This window comes from Loigolactobacillus iwatensis (genome assembly GCF_003950295.1).
Lineage (GTDB): Bacteria > Bacillota > Bacilli > Lactobacillales > Lactobacillaceae > Loigolactobacillus > Loigolactobacillus iwatensis.
In genome coordinates this window covers 1-18,491 of the sequence record NZ_RHNP01000050.1, presented here as the reverse complement: position 1 = coordinate 18,491, position 18,491 = coordinate 1, and the positions used below count along the sequence as shown (strand labels likewise).

18 protein-coding genes and 2 pseudogenes are annotated in these 18,491 nt (G+C 42.5%); 9 read left to right on the top strand and 11 right to left on the bottom strand.

Annotated features, from left to right (window positions below):
* Positions 1 to 1,188 precede the first annotated feature (1,188 nt).
* From EKM98_RS10925 to EKM98_RS10915, 3 genes and pseudogenes are all read left to right on the top strand, one after another.
* Positions 1,189 to 3,993 carry a cation-translocating P-type ATPase gene (locus EKM98_RS10925; RefSeq protein ID WP_125982615.1) on the top strand — a complete coding sequence of 935 codons (2,805 nt, stop codon included), beginning with the start codon at positions 1,189 to 1,191 and terminating at the stop codon, positions 3,991 to 3,993.
* Positions 3,994 to 4,052: 59 nt separating this feature from the next.
* A complete protein-coding gene (locus tag EKM98_RS10920; protein WP_125982614.1) occupies positions 4,053 to 4,316 on the top strand; it encodes a hypothetical protein in 264 nt (87 codons plus the stop codon).
* 47 nt (positions 4,317 to 4,363) lie between these two features.
* A pseudogene (locus tag EKM98_RS10915) lies at positions 4,364 to 4,819 on the top strand (replication initiation protein RepA); the annotation flags it as partial.
* Between the two features lie 359 nt (positions 4,820 to 5,178).
* Here the strand turns inward: EKM98_RS10915 and EKM98_RS10910 are convergent.
* The 7 genes from EKM98_RS10910 to EKM98_RS10885 form a co-directional block, all read right to left on the bottom strand.
* The gene (locus tag EKM98_RS10910) at positions 5,179 to 6,348 is read right to left on the bottom strand and encodes a relaxase/mobilization nuclease domain-containing protein (protein ID WP_125982613.1); all 1,170 of its coding nucleotides are present in this window, start codon (positions 6,346 to 6,348) and stop codon (positions 5,179 to 5,181) included.
* Positions 6,330 to 6,683 (bottom strand): plasmid mobilization protein, encoded by a 354-nt coding sequence (locus EKM98_RS12200; RefSeq protein ID WP_225418572.1) that lies wholly within the window; start codon positions 6,681 to 6,683, stop codon positions 6,330 to 6,332. The genes EKM98_RS10910 and EKM98_RS12200 overlap by 19 nt, the downstream gene beginning before the upstream one ends.
* A gap of 469 nt (positions 6,684 to 7,152) precedes the next feature.
* The gene (locus tag EKM98_RS10900; RefSeq protein ID WP_125982612.1) at positions 7,153 to 8,709 is read right to left on the bottom strand and encodes a reverse transcriptase/maturase family protein; all 1,557 of its coding nucleotides are present in this window, start codon (positions 8,707 to 8,709) and stop codon (positions 7,153 to 7,155) included.
* A 370-nt stretch (positions 8,710 to 9,079) separates the two neighbouring features.
* Positions 9,080 to 9,235, bottom strand: a complete 156-nt coding sequence (locus tag EKM98_RS12110) for a hypothetical protein (protein ID WP_164512706.1) — start codon at positions 9,233 to 9,235, stop codon at positions 9,080 to 9,082.
* A gap of 46 nt (positions 9,236 to 9,281) precedes the next feature.
* On the bottom strand, positions 9,282 to 9,758 hold the full coding sequence (locus tag EKM98_RS10895) for an FRG domain-containing protein (protein ID WP_164512705.1): 477 nt from the start codon (positions 9,756 to 9,758) through the stop codon (positions 9,282 to 9,284).
* Positions 9,759 to 9,790: 32 nt separating this feature from the next.
* The gene (locus EKM98_RS10890; protein WP_125982610.1) at positions 9,791 to 10,006 is read right to left on the bottom strand and encodes a hypothetical protein; all 216 of its coding nucleotides are present in this window, start codon (positions 10,004 to 10,006) and stop codon (positions 9,791 to 9,793) included.
* A 35-nt stretch (positions 10,007 to 10,041) separates the two neighbouring features.
* Positions 10,042 to 10,629, bottom strand: a complete 588-nt coding sequence (locus tag EKM98_RS10885; RefSeq protein WP_125982609.1) for a site-specific integrase — start codon at positions 10,627 to 10,629, stop codon at positions 10,042 to 10,044.
* Between the two features lie 103 nt (positions 10,630 to 10,732).
* On the opposite strand from EKM98_RS10885, the gene EKM98_RS10880 reads away from it, so the two are divergent.
* Both EKM98_RS10880 and EKM98_RS10875 read left to right on the top strand, forming a co-directional pair.
* On the top strand, positions 10,733 to 11,011 hold the full coding sequence (locus EKM98_RS10880) for a plasmid mobilization protein (protein ID WP_003625288.1): 279 nt from the start codon (positions 10,733 to 10,735) through the stop codon (positions 11,009 to 11,011).
* On the top strand, positions 11,001 to 11,303 hold the full coding sequence (locus EKM98_RS10875; protein ID WP_005917927.1) for a type II toxin-antitoxin system YafQ family toxin: 303 nt from the start codon (positions 11,001 to 11,003) through the stop codon (positions 11,301 to 11,303). Before EKM98_RS10880 ends, EKM98_RS10875 begins: the two co-directional genes overlap by 11 nt.
* Positions 11,304 to 11,459: 156 nt before the next feature.
* Here EKM98_RS10875 and EKM98_RS12105 read toward each other — a convergent pair whose 3' ends face one another.
* On the bottom strand, positions 11,460 to 11,765 hold the full coding sequence (locus tag EKM98_RS12105; protein WP_063696884.1) for a hypothetical protein: 306 nt from the start codon (positions 11,763 to 11,765) through the stop codon (positions 11,460 to 11,462).
* Between the two features lie 128 nt (positions 11,766 to 11,893).
* Here EKM98_RS12105 and EKM98_RS10865 point away from each other — a divergent pair, with 128 nt between their 5' ends.
* From EKM98_RS10865 to EKM98_RS10850, 4 genes are all read left to right on the top strand, one after another.
* Positions 11,894 to 12,361 (top strand): Dps family protein, encoded by a 468-nt coding sequence (locus tag EKM98_RS10865; protein WP_125982608.1) that lies wholly within the window; start codon positions 11,894 to 11,896, stop codon positions 12,359 to 12,361.
* A gap of 246 nt (positions 12,362 to 12,607) precedes the next feature.
* Positions 12,608 to 13,351, top strand: coding sequence for an ABC transporter ATP-binding protein (locus EKM98_RS10860; protein WP_003581836.1), 744 nt, complete (start codon positions 12,608 to 12,610; stop codon positions 13,349 to 13,351).
* Complete coding sequence (locus EKM98_RS10855; RefSeq protein ID WP_107791782.1) at positions 13,329 to 14,576, top strand: ABC transporter permease; 1,248 nt, start codon at positions 13,329 to 13,331, stop codon at positions 14,574 to 14,576. The genes EKM98_RS10860 and EKM98_RS10855 overlap by 23 nt, the downstream gene beginning before the upstream one ends.
* A gap of 4 nt (positions 14,577 to 14,580) precedes the next feature.
* Complete coding sequence (locus EKM98_RS10850; protein ID WP_125982607.1) at positions 14,581 to 15,252, top strand: TetR/AcrR family transcriptional regulator; 672 nt, start codon at positions 14,581 to 14,583, stop codon at positions 15,250 to 15,252.
* A 103-nt stretch (positions 15,253 to 15,355) separates the two neighbouring features.
* On the opposite strand, the pseudogene EKM98_RS10845 reads toward EKM98_RS10850, so the two are convergent.
* The 3 genes and pseudogenes from EKM98_RS10845 to EKM98_RS10835 form a co-directional block, all read right to left on the bottom strand.
* A pseudogene (locus EKM98_RS10845) lies at positions 15,356 to 16,776 on the bottom strand (nicotinate phosphoribosyltransferase).
* 115 nt (positions 16,777 to 16,891) lie between these two features.
* Entirely contained in the window at positions 16,892 to 17,437 is a 546-nt protein-coding gene (locus EKM98_RS10840; RefSeq protein WP_010620839.1) for a DUF536 domain-containing protein, read from the bottom strand.
* Entirely contained in the window at positions 17,430 to 18,365 is a 936-nt protein-coding gene (locus EKM98_RS10835) for a replication initiation protein (RefSeq protein ID WP_125982606.1), read from the bottom strand. Before EKM98_RS10835 ends, EKM98_RS10840 begins: the two co-directional genes overlap by 8 nt.
* Positions 18,366 to 18,491 lie beyond the last annotated feature (126 nt).

Genomic DNA, 18,491 nt, shown 5'->3' with positions numbered 1-18,491 from the left:
AGTCGATAAACAGACAAAATGTAGTCGATAAACAGACAAAATGTAGTCGATAAACAGACAAAATGTAGTCGATAAACTTCTGTACGCCTTGGGGGAGTAAGGCGCAAGAGGGGTCTAAAAGAGGTTTAAAAGAGGTTTATAAAAGAGGTATATAAGAGGCACCACTGTACGAGATACAAACCTAAAACAAAAAAACACAAAGGAGTGAGCCAAAAAACGGCTCACATTAAACTCCAGTCGCACAGCTCCTTGCGCCTCACGCTGTTCGTTGCTTAAAAGGTGTGGCAAGCCACATTAATTCGGGCGCTGACGCCCCGAACCCCGTCCAAGCTGAGCCAGCTTGACCGCTTTTTCACTCGCCGTTAGGCAGGAAAGCAAAGTTTTGTAGAAACTTTGGCTTTCGCCATTTCAGTGTTAAGACTGGTTAAGAGCTGTCAATTCCTTATGCTCCAACGCTGCGCTCGTCCGCTACCATTGACAGCAAACAGTTAGTTTTTCTGAATCTTAACAAGAATTCAACTGCTATGTTCGTTTTTAAGAGCCTTATTTTTCGTTTTTAGCGGTTTTGAGACTGTTTATATATTATTTATACCAAAGCAAAAACAAAAAGCCCTCAACAGGCTCTTAGAGGGCTAAATAACGAAGCCAGGACGATTAATAATATCTTCTTGTCTTTTTTTCAAAATATAAGAAGCTGTCTAGTATCTGCTGCTGGCGATTAATCTGACAGTGCTGCTAGCCTGCGGCGCCGGTTACGTCCTGGCAGGCGACCACCCCCACAAGCAGTCGCGCGCTGAACGCTAGTCGTAACAGCGTCAGTAACCTTTTACCGCAAACAGCGGCGTCTTCGCGCTCCTGCGCAGGCGCCGCTGTTTCGAGTTCAAATCACCGCTCTTTCTCTACTTCGCCTTCCTCCTCAATAGCAAAGGGTCCCCGCTTATAGTTCATCTCCTTGCTCAGTTTTGCATTTAGCACGAGCATTGTTCACAGTTTAGCGACTAGAAAGCGTGCACGTTGCCCACGCCACCGGCGGCCCGGGCCAAATCTTTTGACAGCAACATTAGGTATCCTTTAAACTAGCAATAAAAGGTAACTAATTCAAAAAATTCGGTTGGGCGGTGCTCAAGAAAGCTTTCTCGGGGAGGAAAGCGATTCTTGGGTGCGGCCTTTTCTTATTGGAGGAAACTTATGACCCCTTACAACGAACACAAAGCAGATGTCCTAAAGCGCTTGGCCACCAGCCGGCAAAGCGGCCTCACCAGTGAAGAAGCACAGGCCCGGCTCACCCAGCATGGCCCCAACGCCTTGGCCGCCAGCAAGCCCCTACCAGCCTGGCGCCAGTTTTTGGCCACCTTGAAAGAACCTTTGGTGATTATTTTATTCATCGCCGTGCTATTGGCCTGGGCCAGCGCCGGCTATGACTTCTTCGTGCGCCACGACCCCAGCCATGGTATGGCGGCAGTGTATGAAAGCATTGCGATTCTGCTGCTGATTTTCGTTAATGCCGGCCTCTCCTTCTGGCAAGCCAAAAGCGCACAAAAATCCCTGGACGCCCTGAAGGTGATGGCGGATCACCACGCCAAGGTCCTGCGCGATGGCGACTGGCTGACGGTGCCAGCCACCGAGCTGGTGCCTGGCGATATTGTCAGTGTCAAAACCGGCGACTTCATCGAAGCCGACGTTCGCTGGCTCCATGTCGCCGAGCTGCAAACCAACGAAGCCCACCTCACCGGCGAAGCGGAACCTGTGCAAAAACAAACCCACGCATTGGGCGCTGACGTGCAAATCGGTGACCGCACCAACATGGGCTTTTCTGGTGCGACAGTGACGCATGGTAACGGCCTCGGGGTGGTGGTTGCGACCGGCATGCAAACCGAGCTGGGCAAAATCGCCACCTTGCTGGATCAAGTCAAGGACAAAAAGACCCCGATTGAACGCACCATTGCGAGCCTGACCACCAAACTGATGATGGTGGCGATGGTGATTGTGGCGTTCACATTGCTGGTGGAGCTCTTGAAAGCCTATCAGCAAACTGGCAGTCTCTCCTTCGCTGCGCTGGCCGAATCCCTCTCTACGGCGATTGCCTTGGCGGTGGCCGCGATTCCCGATGCGCTACCGGCGGTGCTGTCAATTGTGCTCACGGTCGGGGCCACGATGCTGGCCAAAAACAACGGTCTGATCAAGTCCCTGAACAGTGTGGAAACCCTAGGGGCCACCAGCTACATTGCCTCAGATAAAACTGGTACCTTGACCAAAAATGAAATGACTGTCACCCGGTTTTATGCCAATGGCGCCAGTTATGTGGTGGAAGGCGACGGCTATGAACCAGTAGGCGAAATCATCCCTGATGACGAAGCCGACACCCCCGGCTTTTCGCGCTTCATGATGGCAGCTGTCCTGAATAACGAAGCGGCGATTCAAACCGACGACGAAGGCCGCAGCCGCCCGTATGGCAACCCCACCGACGTAGCGCTGGTAGTGATGGGCCACAAATTTGGTATCGATCGCGATACGATTTTGAGCAAAGACCAGGCGCAGGACATCGACATCATTCGCGAACTGCCGTTTGACAGCGACCGTAAAATGATGAGTGTCGTCATTAAAGATGGCGACCAGTATCAGGTGCTGACTAAAGGTGCGCCAGACGTGATTTTAGCCAAAACTGATGCCATTCTGGACCACGACCAACTCGTAACATTGCCAGCTGGTCAAACTGCGGTAGAAGCGCAGGTCAACCGCTTTGCCGAACAGGCGCTGCGGACGCTGGCGGTAACGCTGCGTGACATCGACGAGGACCTGGCGTTGCATGGTAGCACCGCTGAGCTTGAGCAGCACCTGACCTTACTAGGCATTGCCGGCATCATTGACCCGCCGCGGCCGGAAGTGCGCCAAAGTGTGACCACCTTGCACCAAGCCGGTATTCAGGTCGTGATGATCACCGGCGATCACGCAGTCACCGCCCGCGCGATTGCCTTAAAGCTGGGCATTGTCACCGACCCTAGCGCCCGGGTAGTGGAAGGCAAGCAGCTGGAAGCCATGACCGATGAAGATTTGTTCCGGCTCGCGCCAAGCATCCGCGTATACGCCCGGGTGTCGCCGGAACACAAGCAGCGCATCGTGCGCGCCTTGCAGCGGCATGGCGAAACCGTGGCCATGACTGGTGATGGCATCAATGACGCGCCAGCCTTACGCGCTGCTGACATTGGCATTGCCATGGGCATTAATGGCACCGAAGTCACCAAAGACGCCGCAGATCTGATTTTACTGGATGATAAATTCACCACCATCGAGCGCAGTGTCCGCGCCGGCCGCACCATTTTTGGCAATATCAAAAACTTTATGCGGCATGAGTTAACCACCAATGTCGCCGAGGTGTTGGCGCTGCTGTTCGGCGTGCTACTGATGACGCAACCCGTCGGCCAAGTGGCGGCCACCACCCCAACATTAACGGCGCTGATGGTGCTGTGGGTGAACATGATTTCCGATGCTTTACCGAGCTTTGCCCTCGGCTATGATGTGCCAGAAGCCGACCTCATGAACCAGCCGCCGCGCAATGTGAAACAATCCATTTTGCATGGCATGCTCGGGCGCATCTTCCTGCGCGGTATTGTGATGGGTGGGCTCGTGTATGTCGCCTTCATCTGGGCTGCCAGTCAAGGCATGAGCGGCGCAGAAGCGCAAACCCTCGCCTTTTTGACCCTGGTGTTTGGCCAGCTGTGGCATGTGTTCGACGCGCGTAGCACCCGCACTTTGTTCGCCCGCAACCCGTTTGAAAACTATCAGTTGCTGCTGGCAGTGGCTTTCGCGGCGGTGGCTTCATTACTTGTCACCATCATGCCGTTCTTCAACGAAGTGATGGGGACCGCGCCACTTTCTAGCACGCTGTATGCTGCGGTAGTCTTCATCCCGGCGCTACCGACCCTCATTTTGTCTGGAATCAAAGAACTGTGGCTGCGTTGGCATCGCCCGCCGGTAGCCCCAGAGCATGATTAAAGATTGTTTTTTCGGGCCAGATTGCCTACAATCGGGGTAACCATATCGAGGTGAGCCAGTTGAATGTTTATCATGCGCTGAAAATGATTCAGATCGAGCACCAGCCCCTCAATCATCGCCAGGTCGTGATCACCGATGAAAACGGCAAGCCGCTTTCGCAGCTGACCGATCTACTAAGTGATTGTCTCAGTAAAATCGACCTTTTCGTTGATTTGTCCAGCACCGACACGGCCAGCGATGTCATCGATGACCTGCATTTACTGACGCCCTTGCCGAATGACGTGCTGGACGAATACCAAAAAGTCCTCGATCAGCCGATTTGAAGTGCCCTACAATTGTTAGACAAGAAGTCTAACGATTGTGGGGTATTTCTTGCACTAACTTTTCACCAGCTGAAATTGAAACCCAAAACCGGGATTTAGTAAAACATGCTGACGAGTTTTTAACCGATCCAGAAAGTGGCTGGGAAGTCTTCTTAGAACCCGAAGCCATTCAACTGCTCAGTTTCTGGTGTCGAACACCACAACAAATGCGACGCTTTATCCGCATCATTTTGAATGCTAAAAACAACCTCGAAAAAGAACATCAAGCCTTAGGAGTCAAAATTAATTTAGGTGACGATACGCTTAAACCACTGATAACTAAGACCTTGAGAAGATACTTTAACGTGCTCAGAAGTAACGAGAAGCATGTTAAGGACGTGGAAAACTATTTGTACGGGACCATGACGAATCTGTTCGGTATTTACTGGAATAAACTAGCTGGGGCTAAATATCGGGCGCAACACTCAGAAGAATTCAAAAATCAAGGGGTCATTTCAGATTAGCTCTAAAATCGTTTCTCATCCGTTTTAGTTAACTGGCATATAAATTACACCAGAGCTGATTTAAAATGGCTTAGAAACGATAAATATAGCCAATAATAAGCGAAAAAATACGCTAATTGGTTTCAAAATCCTAAATTCATGTCAATAAAACGCCAATTTGGTTTAACCCTGAAATAAAATTGTCAGCAATTGAGGACGCGGAAACCTGAAAGCTTAACTTGAACTAACCGAAATACTTGGTCAATAACCAGAAAATAAGGCCTGTCAGAATACCAGTCGGGATCACAGCCAGCAGATAATTCTTAATTTCATACCACGAGAACCGCTTTTTCGTGGTTTGTAACTGCTGATCCATTTGATCAGCGACTTGGGCCATCGTCTCTTGAATGGTCTGGTTCACTTGGTCGCTGAGTTGGCTGAGGCGCTGGTTGTTTTTGGCTTGTTCGGTTTGAATTTGTTTGAGCGCGGTCAGATTTTCCTGACTGATCAGGTTGGTCTGCTTTTGGAATGCTGCGTAGGCGCTTTGTAAGGTCTGTTTTAATTGGGCCTGCGAGCTGGCGTTGCTGCTGTCTAAGTTGTTTAAGGTCGTCTGAAACTGTTGGTTGACTTGTTGGGCGGTCTGTTCGATCTGATGAAGTTGTTGATCGAGGGACGTTTTGGCTGTGGCTTGCAGTTGAATCTGAGTGCCCTGGTAATTCCGGAGTTCGGCTATGGTCTGATTGAGCTGGGTCAATTGTTGGGTTAACGGTTCGTTCTGGTTGCTGGTTGGTTCTTGTTTGGTTTTGTCGGCTTGCCAACTCATTAAAAATCGTCTCCTTTTCATAATCAAGCCCGAGTTTGGTTCCCCGAGACTTGTAATTGGTCCCTAATAGCTGATAGGTGAGATTTTTGCCCCGTTCCCATACTTTAACTGCCTGTTGTTTCAAGTCGTCCTGAAAGGCCTGAAAATCGCGAATCAGGGGGTTCTGCATGGTGTGATCGACGGCTTGGCGGATTTGATCTTTCCAAGTGGGCTGCTGTTTAGCCCGGAGCTTAATTTCGGCCATTGAGCGTTTCTCGTGACGGTTAGGATCGGGCCGAGTGACCATTAAGCCATGTTCCTGGCACACTTGATCCGTGATGTGGACTAAGTGATCGCGATATTGGTGCCAATTACCGTGCATTTTTTGCCCGGTTTCCAGGTTAATCGCGCCAATGACGGCATGGACGTGTAACGAATCGGTATCGGCATGTTCATAAAGGGCCACCTGTTGATTGGGATAGGCTTTGGCATAAACTTCTGTGGCAACGGCTAAAACCGTTGTCTGATCATGAGGATCTTGCGGATTAAATTCCAACGGGCTAAAGGCAATCCGGCTGGCATACGCTTGGGTCTTACCAGGATTGCCATAGACGGCCCGCACTTGTTTAAATTCGCTTTTAGCGTACTGAATATCTAAATTGAGGCCATCTTTTTTGATGGCTCGTTTTTCAGCGTAATTGACTAACCTAGATGCACTGGTGGAACGTTTTATGTGAGTTGTTGCCATACGCGGTGCACCTCGTTTTGTAAATCCTTTAATGCTTGGGGATCGATTTGACCACCTTGATTAGCATGATGGGCCAATTGATTAAGATTACCGCCAATTTTAGCTAACTGATGAGTGATGTTCTGGGCATCTTGGGCGGCAATCTTAGGCGTTACCAAGCGCGCCCCCTGGGCCTTCTTTTTGACAAAAGCCGGCACGGACAGATTTAAAGTTTGCGCGGAACGCGCCAGCTTTAAATAGTCCGGTTCACTCACCCGAAAATTAATTTGTTTGCTAGCCTGACGATGAACCTGAGTCGTCTTTTTTGTGCTAGCCATATCTTGTGGTTCGTTCACAAGTCCCACCTCCGTTGCCCTGCGGGCAAAGCTATTCGAGATATCAAAAGTCGGATCAGCCGACGGCTGATGACCTCCTAATGATAATCGAATAATAGAGGATTGGCAAGCAACCCGCATGCTAGCCACAAGACTACGTTTGTGGCTGCTGCGGTGCTTGCAAGGGGGAAAGCTAACGCTCCCCCTTGACCCCCAAGTTAGCTGCGCAATGCCAAAATGGCTAGCCGACTGGCTAGCCATTTTTTGACAAAGCTTCGCGTTTTTTACTCAGATTTTGATGGCAAAATTGAGTAAAAAAGTCGGCCAGACGGGAGCAGTTGGCCGAATGATTTTGCATCATCAGCATGCCTTCAGCAGGAGCCTTTCAGGCGGAGTTTTACGCAAACGGCGCAAGCTAATTTAGCTTGATCAAAAAAGTATTCTAACCATTTAAAATCAGTTTATTATCCAATTATATTGTTTAATGATTTTATCTGTTTTTTCTGTTTTTTCCTAATGCAATCTGGTTTCTTTTTATTTGTCTTTTAACCTGTTTTAAAATTACAACATTGTATGAATGTTGTGATTTATTAAATTCTTTTTGCGCACGTATAGCATAGTTCATCATGGATATATTTTTTCCTCTAGGATTAAAGCATAAGTATCTTTGGGTAACATTTTTGTGGAAACTCAATATATCATTAATTTTTCTACTTTTTGCAGCAATTATTCTATCTACATAATTTTTACGTTCATAATTATTTGCTATTCTCCATGTTGCAGGTTCATGTCCGTTGGGATATTTCTTCACATAATAGTTCTGAATCTTTGCTTGGATTTCATCATTTCCAAGGCTGGAAATGTGATTATCATTTTCTAGCATAATTAATCTTTTAAGAGCTCTTTTACTTTTGTAAGAGTATTTATAAATACTTTTTGGCCGTAATGATACTGAAATTCCGTCAAACATAAAACCCAGATAATCTAACGAAGAGGGAGTAGAAGAGATTTTATTAGATTTATTATTCTTTAACTTTTTATTTGGATAACTTAATTTAGTTATAGATGATTTTGCAGATTCAAATTTAAAAATTTTGGTTTTATGAGGTTCAATGGTTAATTTTATATTTTGGCTCCTTTTGACTATGTATCTTTTAAAGCTAATAATTTTATATAGTGGCGTAGTTGTTGGTATAACTATGATAAAGTCATCTGAATATCGTCTATATATTCCATTGAAATGTTTTGTTATTTTATTTATTTGTTTATCAAAGTTGATCATATATACATTAGCTAATGTTGCACTAATTGCTGTTCCTTGAGGAATTCCAACATTATTTTTATTTGAGAATATTAATTGATTGTTTTTAATTAACTCGCCAAGCATTCTAATATTTTTTATATATGCACGTTGATTATTCCTTTTAAAAGGTGAATTTATACCTACCATACTTAATTGAGATTTTAATTTTTCCCTGGAAATAGATTTGAATTTTAATAAAGAAGTAAGCATTTTTTTCCAATCATTAGGAATAACAGTGACATTTAGAACTTCTTTTATATTTTTGATAAGGATTTTATGGTTTAAAGTATCGAAAAAATGATGAAAGTCTCCCTTTATAATCCAAGATTCATTTGTTTGGTCTATAAAATTAAATACTTCTCTAGCGGCTTTGATACTGTCCATACCGATATTTTTTCTATAAGCTGTAGCTACCAATTGGAAATTATTATTTTTGACATATTTCTCATAATTATATCCAAGAATTTCAGAATAATATTTATAAATTAAAGCATCATGGTGACTTGATAATGATATTTTTCTTCTTTTGGGTTTAACATCTTTTTCTTTAGGTAAATATTTTTTAAAAACTATAGAGTAGGTTATAAAAGGTAAATATCTATGTTTACATAAAACATCTGTACTGATTGATGATAGGAAATTAGTTGCTTCAGCTGTTGTCAACGGAAAATCGAAGTGAAGATAGGACTTTGAAATATAGTTTTTAGTATCAAAGTTATTGGGTTTATTAATATTATTATTCATTTAGTATCTCCTATAAAATAGAAAATCAGACATAAGTCTTTGGCTTTCTTCATCACATTGCCTAATTGACTTATGCCTGCCTAACTTTCCTGTAGTAATCTCCATATCGATATACTGCATGTTGTTGTGACTTATTATAATATTACTGAAAGTATTCTAAGCAATTTGCTTGAGTATTATCAAGGAGGTATATTGCTAATGAGATTAGCTTTAATTACACTTGGATTGTTCGTCCAAATTAATCAATTTATACATTTGACAAATGCTAACAGCATGTGTTATTGAACTGTCTCATCTTACAACGAAAATATGGTTTCTAGAATCGGTAATTACATTATATCATTATTCATTTAAGCTGATTAAATTGTTATTAACCAATGATTTTAGATGAGAACATTCGAACCAACAAACGGCCAAATAATTCCGGTGATAAGGTTGCTGCCGGTAAATTTAAAAATTGCATCATGCAGCCACCAATGTACTGGAAAAATGAAGAAGCAAAGAAACAAATCGGCTTAATGACCAAATTTTCGCCTGCTTCATGTTTTTTTGAGCATAAATTGCTAAAATAATTAGGATTGAAAGTTTTGGTATTCTTTGCAAAGCGAATCATCAATCTTATAGAAATTTTCACGAATATAACGGTACATTGCTTCATCATCTTTGAATGATTTAATTTCTTTCATATAATCCGTGGTTGTGTGATCATTAAACGATTTCAAATACGTTTGGAACTCAGATAGTTCATCCTTTAAAGCATTTTTCAAAAAACTGTTATTAGTATAAAATCTATTGTGGTCGTTAATGGCATTAGATAGTCTTTTTAAGTTAGCAAAGGGATAGACATTAAATATAAAATCACTGATATTATCTTCGTATTTAAGCAAATCGCTTGGTAATTCTATATATTTTTCTTTTTTTAAACAATACAAAACTCCCAAGTCTTTTGAGTTATGGGTAGGTTGACAGGCAAAGTGAATTGCTACTAAAGGATTTAGTGTAATGTCAACTAAAGGTGTTGGGAGACCATGGTGTTGACATAAAGCCATAAAGTTAAAGTCTTCGCGTTTATTTAAGCTAATTATTTCTCTATGAAAAGCTTTTGACCATAGAAGCATGTTTCTAAAGTTTTGGAATATATTTTGTCACCTTCTTTTTTTGGATTTCTAAATAAACTGGATGAAATTTTATTTTCGTAAAGTCCATTTTCTCCTCTAAAGAAGAACTTAGCACCATCTCTTTGAATATTTTCCAATTCTTCTATTATTTCTTTTATATTGCTGCAATTCTTTTCCATATATAAGCACCACTCTTTTATTTTAATAAGAACAACTAGCCAAAATCAATTTGATCTAGCATAGTTTCTTGGCTGGCCTGATCTAAGCCTAAATAAGCTAACGTCATGGCTTCACTGGAATGATTGAGTAAATGCATGACTAGGCCAATATTATAATTCGATTGCGTATAGACGCGATAAGCACCCGTTTTGCGCATCGTATGGGTGCCTAGATAATTAATGCTTAAAAGATCGCCGACTTTGCTCATGATTTTATAGAACTGTTTTTCCGTAATATGCCGTTCTGGGTGTTGAATGGACGGAAAGAGCCATTCAGATTCTAGTTTATGATCAAGCAGCCATTGACGATACAATAAAAGCTCTGTTTGAACTGGTTTAAGGTACAAGGTATTAGGCTTGCCTGTTTTTCGGTCGTGAATGAATGCATTTTGTTTAATAGAACCGTCCGGATTAAAAATATCGGCCTGTTTTAAGCCCATAACGTCACTCACTCGCAGTAGCGTCGCTTTACCAACTTGAAAAATCGTATAGTTACGTCGGCCAGCTTTAAAGTTATTGAGTAACGTATCTTGAACCTCTTTAAGAACGTTTGAATCTTTGATGGGTAGGACAATTTGTTGCATAAGCTGTTAGTTCCTTTACTTTAAAATTAATTTAGTTGCAGAAAACCTAAAAATCGAATATTATAATGTAGTACGATGGTAAACTTAAAGGAGGCGGATTAGAATGAGTAATACTATTATTAAAAACAAGACAATTTCAACTCGTGTAACACCTGACATTAGTGAACGGGCTAAAGCTAATCTAGCAAAACAAGGGCTAACCGTTTCTGAGTATATACGCTTATCGTTAGTTAAAGCGGCCAATAATGAAGTTCGATTAGTCAGCTTTTTAGATTCTCCGGAAGCCTTAGCCGCTAAAAAAGAAGCAGAAACAGGGCAGGTCAAAAACATTGGTTCATTGACTGACTTTGAAGATTGGATCGATAAGTTAGATGCAAATTAAACAGACCAAATCTTTTGAACGTGAATTAAAAAAACTAGTCAAAAAACATTTTCCAATAACTGTCTTGAAGCCTTGTTTAGAAGCAATTGTTGAACAAGATGTACTTGTTTTGAAACAGATTAAAGATCATGCATTAAAAGGAAATTGGCGTGGCTATCGTGAATTTCACCCTGCCAGATATGGAAACTATGGTAAAAATTATGACAACTGGATTGTTATTTATCAGCTAGATCATGATGAATTGATTTTGTTATTGGTTGCAACTGGCTCCCATGAAATCTTGAATCAATAGCTATAGTTTAGGGGCACTTATAAAAAAATAAATTAAAATAGCCCCCAATATCTACATTATAGATATTGGGGGCTATTCTTTCAATGTTTTTGAGGGGTTATTTGTTAATTATAGACCCTATATATTCATAGCCCCTTTCTGTTTGGTGTTAAAGTATTAGTCATCGATGTCATGCACTATCTTGTTTAGCTCCGTTTTGATGGAACTGGAAATATTTTCTAAATTGAAATGATTATATATTTCTTTATCCTTAAGCATCCTTTTTTGTGCCTTATTTAATTTACACTCATTGTTACCCACTACCCATTCATCCTTTGTACGTATAAAGGGGTTTTGCGCACTTTCCTTTAACGCGTTTTGAACATCTTCATAAGGTAAATAAAATTCAATTGTAGATTTATTTAATTGGTAGATTGTAAAATTAGTCCGAACAGCGTTCGGATTAATTTTACAATCTACCAATTAACGTCTCCATCTTTTCAAAACGACTTAATTCTACGGGCTATAAATAACTTAATTTGCCAGTGTATAACGTTTCAGATTAAGCTACCACTAAGTTATAATAACCATATCGAAAGGAGATCAATCTAATGAAATATACGAAAACCAAAGCAGTATTAAAGCAACTCGTTGCCGATTTGAGCCAGATGTCAATGATTATCCATCAGACGCATTGGTACATGCGTGGCCCCAACTTTTTGAAGTTGCACCCCTTGATGGATGAGTTCATGGAAGAAATTGACAGCCAACTCGATGTCATTTCTGAACGGCTGATTGCGCTTGATGGCAGTCCTTACTCGACCTTAAAAGAAATGGCCGAAAACACTAAGATTCAAGACTGGCCTGGTGAATGGGACAAAACAACCCCAGAACGCCTCGCACACTTAGTTGATGGCTATCGTTACTTGGAAGACCTTTACCAACACGGCATTGAAGTATCCGATGTTGAAAAAGACTTCAGTACCCAAGATATTTTCATTGGTCTCAAAACCGCAATTGAGAAGAAAATCTGGATGATTCAGGCAGAGCTTGGGTCGGCGCCGGAAATTGATGAATAAAATAATATTAAAAAATCGGTAGGCTTAAACATTGCTAACGCTTATATCAGTGCTGCTATTTAATTAAAATGAGACATCCCAACAACGGGGTGGCGCATTTTTGTTTGCAATGCGGTGACAAATAGGCCGGAAACAAAATAAGTGAGTGATAACTCATTTTAATGTTGACAAACCGAGATGTACTGATTATACTAAGGCCATTAAGTGAGTGAGCATACACTCGCTTTGAGAAAGAGGGTTATTAAAATGGCAACGGATTATGTCATCGCCAAGCAGGTCAGCAAGCACTTTGGTCATCAGCAAGTGCTCAATCAGATTGATTTGACACTGCCGGCTGGAATGATTTATGGCTTGATTGGGCCATCAGGAGCTGGGAAGACCACCTTGATCAAGAGTATTTTAGGGATGGAAGCTGTGGATAGTGGCACTGTTAAAGTCATGGATACGGTGATGCCCAATAGGGCGGTAATGGCACAAGTAGGGTATATGGCCCAAAGTGACGCTTTGTATGAGACACTAACGGCCCGTGAAAACCTGACCTTGTTTGGGCAATTGATGAGCGTTCCAAAAATAAAGTTAGCACAGATGATTGATTATGCAGCCGGATTAGTTGATTTAACGTCCCAATTAGACAAGCGGGTCAGTGGCTATTCGGGTGGGATGAAACGGCGCTTGTCGTTGGCAATTGCCCTGATTCAGGATCCCCAATTATTGATTTTAGATGAACCGACCGTTGGGATTGATCCAGAATTACGGCAACAAATTTGGACCGAACTAAATAAGCTCAAGGATACCGGTAAGTCGATGCTCGTGACAACGCATGTCATGGACGAAGCAGAACGGTGTGATTATCTCATGTTGATTCGGCACGGGATTGCGCTTGCTGAGGGGACACCCGCGGCACTGAAACAACAGTATGCAGTAGATACGATCGAACAGGTCTTTTTGAAAGCGGGGCGGATGCAAGATGCGAACGATGGCAATCGTTAGACGAGTTTTTAAGCAAATGTTACGTGATAAGCGTACCTTGGCGCTGATGTTTTTGGCACCATTGCTGATTATGACGCTGATGTATTTCTTATTTCAAAACAACACGACGCAAGTAGCAAGCTTGGGTGTTCATCATGTAGACCAATCCGTGGTTAACGTGATCGATACCAAAAACGTGACGATTCATCATTATGATAGTTCACAGGCACGGAAAATGATTAAGCAGCATGATCTAGATGGCTATTTGACTCAGAAAAATGGTCAATTGACGATTACTTATTCAAATAGCAATCCAACCAACACGTCTTTAATTAAGGCGAGTTTACAATCAGGATTAGTCAAGTTGAAAATGAAGACGCTGGTGACCGTTACTAAGAAACAGCGCGCGGCCCTTGAATCGCAACAAGCCGCTTTGAAGAAGCTGACAGCAGCCCAGACACAAGCAACGGTGACCAAGCTGAAGACTGCCATTGCACAAGCCCAGGCCCGCGGTGACCAGGCAACTGCTGAGAAATTACAAAAGCAACTCAAGCAGGCCACAGCCACGACGTCTAGTTCGACTCAGTCAGCTAAAGCAACCAGTTATACGACTAAGTCTCATTATATTTATGGTAGTAGTGATTCAACGTTCTTTGAAAACTTTTCGCCAGCATTTCTCGGTTTCTTTGTCTTCTTCTTTGTGTTCTTGATTTCTGGCGTTTCACTTTTGAATGAACGCACTACTGGAACCCTAAGCCGGCTACTTGCAACCCCAATTCGACGGAGTGAAATTATTATGGGCTATCTAATTGGCTATGGGGGCTTTGCCATCATTCAGACTGTTCTGACCGTTGTTTTTACAATTGTGGTCTTCAAGATTCACTTAGTTGGTAGTATTTGGCTGGTCTTTCTGACTAACTTATTATTAGCGTTAGTGGCTTTGACCTTGGGTATCTTTATTTCCACCTTTACTAACTCAGAATTTCAAATGATTCAGTTTATTCCACTGATTGTTGTACCACAAATCTTTTTTGCTGGGTTGGTTCCAGTCGATGGCATGGCCAGTTGGTTGCAAGCAATTGCCCACATCATGCCGTTATACTATGGTGCTAATGCGTTGACGGCTGTTGTGACAAAGGGTGCTGGGCTTGGCGATATTGGTGTCAATTTGTTAATATTAGTAGGGTTTATGGTCGTACTAACAATGTTGAATATTGTTGGAATGAAACGTTATCGGAAGGTGTGAGGATATGGAACGACCACGGATACGGGATTATTTTCAACAGGATCTAAGTCAGAATGAAACGATTACACCTAAGCAACGGGCCATCCTCCAGGCAAGTCTCGATTTGTTTGCTGAAAAGGGTTTTGACCAGACCAGTACTAGTGATATTGCACAACGGGCCGGCGTTGCGGAGGGGACGGTCTATCAGCGGTATAAGACTAAGGTTGCCTTACGGGATGCCATCTTAGCACCAATTACCGCGCACATTGTGCCAATCTTAGCGAGTGATTTTTCAGAGGATAAATTACGGCAGCGTTATCCCAGTCTACAGGCATTCGTCACAGCAATTTTTACGGACCGAGTTGCATTTGCTAAAGCTAACGTGAAAGAGTTAAAGGTCATTTTTGAAATGGCAGCTTTTGACACCGAACGACGCGAACAGATTCTTAGCCAGATTGCGCCTAAGATGGTCAAGCAGATGGGAAGTGTCATAAATCAACTAAAAGCAGATCATTTGATTGTGGATTGGCCGAATGATTTGATACTGCAAAGTTTGTTATCGCAGCTATTCGGTTACCTAGCGCAGTTAATGCTGGAATTGCCGGGAACTGAAATTGAGCGCGAACAAGCGTATTTGATTACGGTGATGACCAAAATATTGACCCCGGGTGAACATGATCAAATTACTGGTCAGTGAGCTAACTGTTACTTGATATAAACTAAAGCCACTTCTGTACTTAGCGGTCATTTGAACGCTAAGTACAGAAGTGGCTTTGGTCGTTGCTACGCGTGTTCGTTTGTTAATCTGCTAGTATCGTCATTTTATTCAACAAACTAGTTTGTAACTGGCTGAGTGTGGTCGTCATGTAGACCGGGTAAAGATCTGGGTTGACGAGCCGCTGGGTTGTTCGTGGGAGCTCGGCAAGTTTAGCCTGGGTCGTTGCCTGAATGGTTGTAACCGGAATTGACGTGGTGTTGGACAAATCTACCGGCGCGAGTAAGGGCCGGGCTTCAAAATGGGTGAGTCGCTGTTGACGGTCGACACTGAGTGGGTCACTGGTGACGACGGTTAGGCTGGTCGCATCAACGATCGTCTCGGTAGCTAGTGCAATCAAATCAGCAAAGGCCCGCTGAGTTCCTGGTTCGTACAGACGATAGACTTGCTTATCACCAGGAATCGTTAGTTTTTCGCGACTGGCACTGACCTTGATCTTGGGGGTGCTCTGACCATTGCTCTCAGTTGCCGCAAGCTTGTAGACGCCACTTAGAACCGGTGCGGACGCGCTAGTGATGAGCTTTTCACCGATACCAAAATTATCGATCGGTGCGCCTTCGTGCAACAGCGAGGTAATGATGTGTTCATCCAATGCGTTAGAAATAGTGATTTTGGCATTGGGAAAGCCAGCCGCGTCCAATTGTGTCCGGGCAGCTTGTGATAAAGTCGTGACGTCCCCCGAATCGATTCGAATACCGACGGGTTCATGCCCAGCTGCTCGTAGCTCCTTAAAGACCGTCACCGCGTTAGGAATCCCAGAGTTAAGCACATCATAAGTATCGACTAGTAGCGCACTATTGTCAGGATATTGTTCGGTCCACTTGCGAAACGCCGTTAGTTCATCTGGGAAAGCTTCAATCCAACTGTGGGCCATGGTACTAGCAACGGGAATATCAAACAGCTTCGCAGCGAGAACGTTTGAAGTACTATTGGCGCCACCAATAATGGCTGCCCGGGTGCCGTAAAGTGCGCTTTCCGGGCCTTGCGCACGGCGCGCACCGAATTCCATAATTGGACGTCCTGCCGCGGCATAACTCAGTCGACGAGCTTTAGTGGCAATCAGTGATTGGTGATTGACGATATTTAAGACGAGCGTTTCAAGTAATTGCGCTTGCTCAAGTGGTCCAGTGATTGTCAATAGTGGTTCACGAGGAAAGACCGGGGTTCCTTCTGGAGACTGGCAAAGTAGGCGGCGGATTTTTTTAACATATCACGCTCCAATGCTAATTCGGCATTTTCACGTTTTAAGGCACGGTTCTCAGCTTCTAAAGAAGCAAACGGCGTTTGCTTTCCATCTTCGGTATATAGCTTCCGCCAACGATACAGGGCACTTTCAGGAACACCAAGTTCGGAGGCAATGATTTTAACTGGTTTGGAAGAGTTAAAACTCAAACGTACCGCATTTTTCTTAAAATCTTGGTCGTAGCGATTGCGTGAATAGGTCATTTTGAGGACTCCTTTCGGATAAATCAATTCTCTTATGTTTCTGTCCGAAATTCTAGTACAGACCCTCCATAATTTGTATGCTCTTTTCTAGTACATATTTACGATAATTATTCGATTACCAAAAATGCCACCATTTTTTATTAGTTATATTTTTAGCTGCCTGTTTTTTTGCACCATCAGTTTTTGCAACTTGGCTTTTTTCTATACTTTCAAGATCTTCAACTGGGCCATCTAATTTTCGTAGGCGTTCTTTCAAATGGCGATCTTCTGCTACTGTTGCTAATTGTAATTGTTGTTGTTGGTCTATTAGTTTTGTTAAATGATCTATTTGTCTGTCTTTGCTACTTATTTGCTGGTCTTTGGTCGCAAGCTGTTTGTCACGTTGAGACTTTAAATCTGCTACCTCTTTTCTTAGAGTAGCAATTAGCTCATTATTTTTTTTGCTAGTCTTTGTCGCTTTTTTGCTACCTATTTGTTGATCTTTTGCTACCAAAGGCTTTGCTACCTTGTCCCTAATAATCCTTTCAGCTGTAAGGCTAATCATGTTTGTACCTTGACTATCTTTTTGTTGGTTCTTTGTTGGTAGTCTTTGGTAGTGATATTGAATAGTTTGTTTAGAGACCTTCAATTCATCAGCAAGTTCTCTAATTGTTTTAGGCATTATTTCCAAACCCCTTTCGGAGTTCAGCAAGTGCTTCTTGTCTTGCTTGATCTCTTAATTTTTTATCGTGCTCGGCCTGTTTATCAGCCAACGCTTGTTTCTCAGTAGAGCCTAAAGTTAACCCCTTAACCTTGTCAATGGCGCGCCATTTTTCCTGTTCTGTTAATTCACCATTATGCTGAATGTTAAAGAGTTTTTGACGTTCATCTTGAAATTGACCTTGTGAGAAGTCGTTAGCGTCTTTCTTTTCAGGCTTCCAAGTAAAAGAATACCCAATTACTGGTTTCCCGCGGCCTTTACCATATTTCTTTCGAACAGTTAGGCCTCTAAACAAAGGGGTTAGTTCTTCCTTAATTGGGCGAATAACCCTAGATTCAACGTTCGCAGGCTTACTCCAATAGCTTTGTGGAATATCTAGTAGTTCAAAGAAATCATTTTTAGAAAAATAAGCATAACCAGTGGTTCGGAATTGTTTAAGAATACGAAAAGTTGTTTTTGCGTAACTACTCTTTAAATCTCGGAACTCTGTCAAAGCATAACGAACCCAACTTTCGAGATTATTTAGAAGTTTCAACGCTTTGGGATAAATTTGAATATCAACATAAGGAACGTCTGCAGATCCCTTAATTTCAAATCGAGTGAACATGACAAACATCTCTCTATCAAGACCATCTTTACTTCGAGAGCCAAATCTAAGACCTAGTATTTTTTGATATGTACTTTGTATGTCATCAATAAACCGATTATTTGCGGTTGGCTTATAGGCACTTAACTCTTTTAACTGATCAAAGGTAAATCTAACAGTATCATCACCTTTATCACGCATTCTAGAAACTACAGAAAAGAACAAGTTCATTTCTACAGGAGTAAACCTTCGCAAGGGGATTGTATTTAATTCAGGGTCATATTTGACTAATTCATTGCTCATAAAATAACCTCCTTGAATAATACTACCTTATTTGAATACAGGAGTAAATAAATGTAGTCGATAAACAGACAAAATGTAGTCGATAAACAGACAAAATGTAGTCGATAAACAGACAAAATGTAGTCG

What these genes read in the sequence shown, in the direction of transcription:
- EKM98_RS10895 (WP_164512705.1), bottom strand. Translation starts at nt 9,758, where the DNA reads ATGGCTTTATGTCAACACCATGGTCTCCCAACACCTTTAGTTGACATT.
- EKM98_RS10855 (WP_107791782.1), top strand. Translation starts at nt 13,329, where the DNA reads ATGCGAACGATGGCAATCGTTAGACGAGTTTTTAAGCAAATGTTACGT.
- EKM98_RS10850 (WP_125982607.1), top strand. Translation starts at nt 14,581, where the DNA reads ATGGAACGACCACGGATACGGGATTATTTTCAACAGGATCTAAGTCAG.
- EKM98_RS10875 (WP_005917927.1), top strand. Translation starts at nt 11,001, where the DNA reads ATGCAAATTAAACAGACCAAATCTTTTGAACGTGAATTAAAAAAACTA.
- EKM98_RS10885 (WP_125982609.1), bottom strand. Translation starts at nt 10,629, where the DNA reads ATGCAACAAATTGTCCTACCCATCAAAGATTCAAACGTTCTTAAAGAG.
- EKM98_RS10835 (WP_125982606.1), bottom strand. Translation starts at nt 18,365, where the DNA reads ATGAGCAATGAATTAGTCAAATATGACCCTGAATTAAATACAATCCCC.
- EKM98_RS10840 (WP_010620839.1), bottom strand. Translation starts at nt 17,437, where the DNA reads ATGCCTAAAACAATTAGAGAACTTGCTGATGAATTGAAGGTCTCTAAA.
- EKM98_RS10865 (WP_125982608.1), top strand. Translation starts at nt 11,894, where the DNA reads ATGAAATATACGAAAACCAAAGCAGTATTAAAGCAACTCGTTGCCGAT.
- EKM98_RS10860 (WP_003581836.1), top strand. Translation starts at nt 12,608, where the DNA reads ATGGCAACGGATTATGTCATCGCCAAGCAGGTCAGCAAGCACTTTGGT.
- EKM98_RS10910 (WP_125982613.1), bottom strand. Translation starts at nt 6,348, where the DNA reads ATGGCAACAACTCACATAAAACGTTCCACCAGTGCATCTAGGTTAGTC.
- EKM98_RS10925 (WP_125982615.1), top strand. Translation starts at nt 1,189, where the DNA reads ATGACCCCTTACAACGAACACAAAGCAGATGTCCTAAAGCGCTTGGCC.
- EKM98_RS10890 (WP_125982610.1), bottom strand. Translation starts at nt 10,006, where the DNA reads ATGGAAAAGAATTGCAGCAATATAAAAGAAATAATAGAAGAATTGGAA.
- EKM98_RS10880 (WP_003625288.1), top strand. Translation starts at nt 10,733, where the DNA reads ATGAGTAATACTATTATTAAAAACAAGACAATTTCAACTCGTGTAACA.
- EKM98_RS10900 (WP_125982612.1), bottom strand. Translation starts at nt 8,709, where the DNA reads ATGAATAATAATATTAATAAACCCAATAACTTTGATACTAAAAACTAT.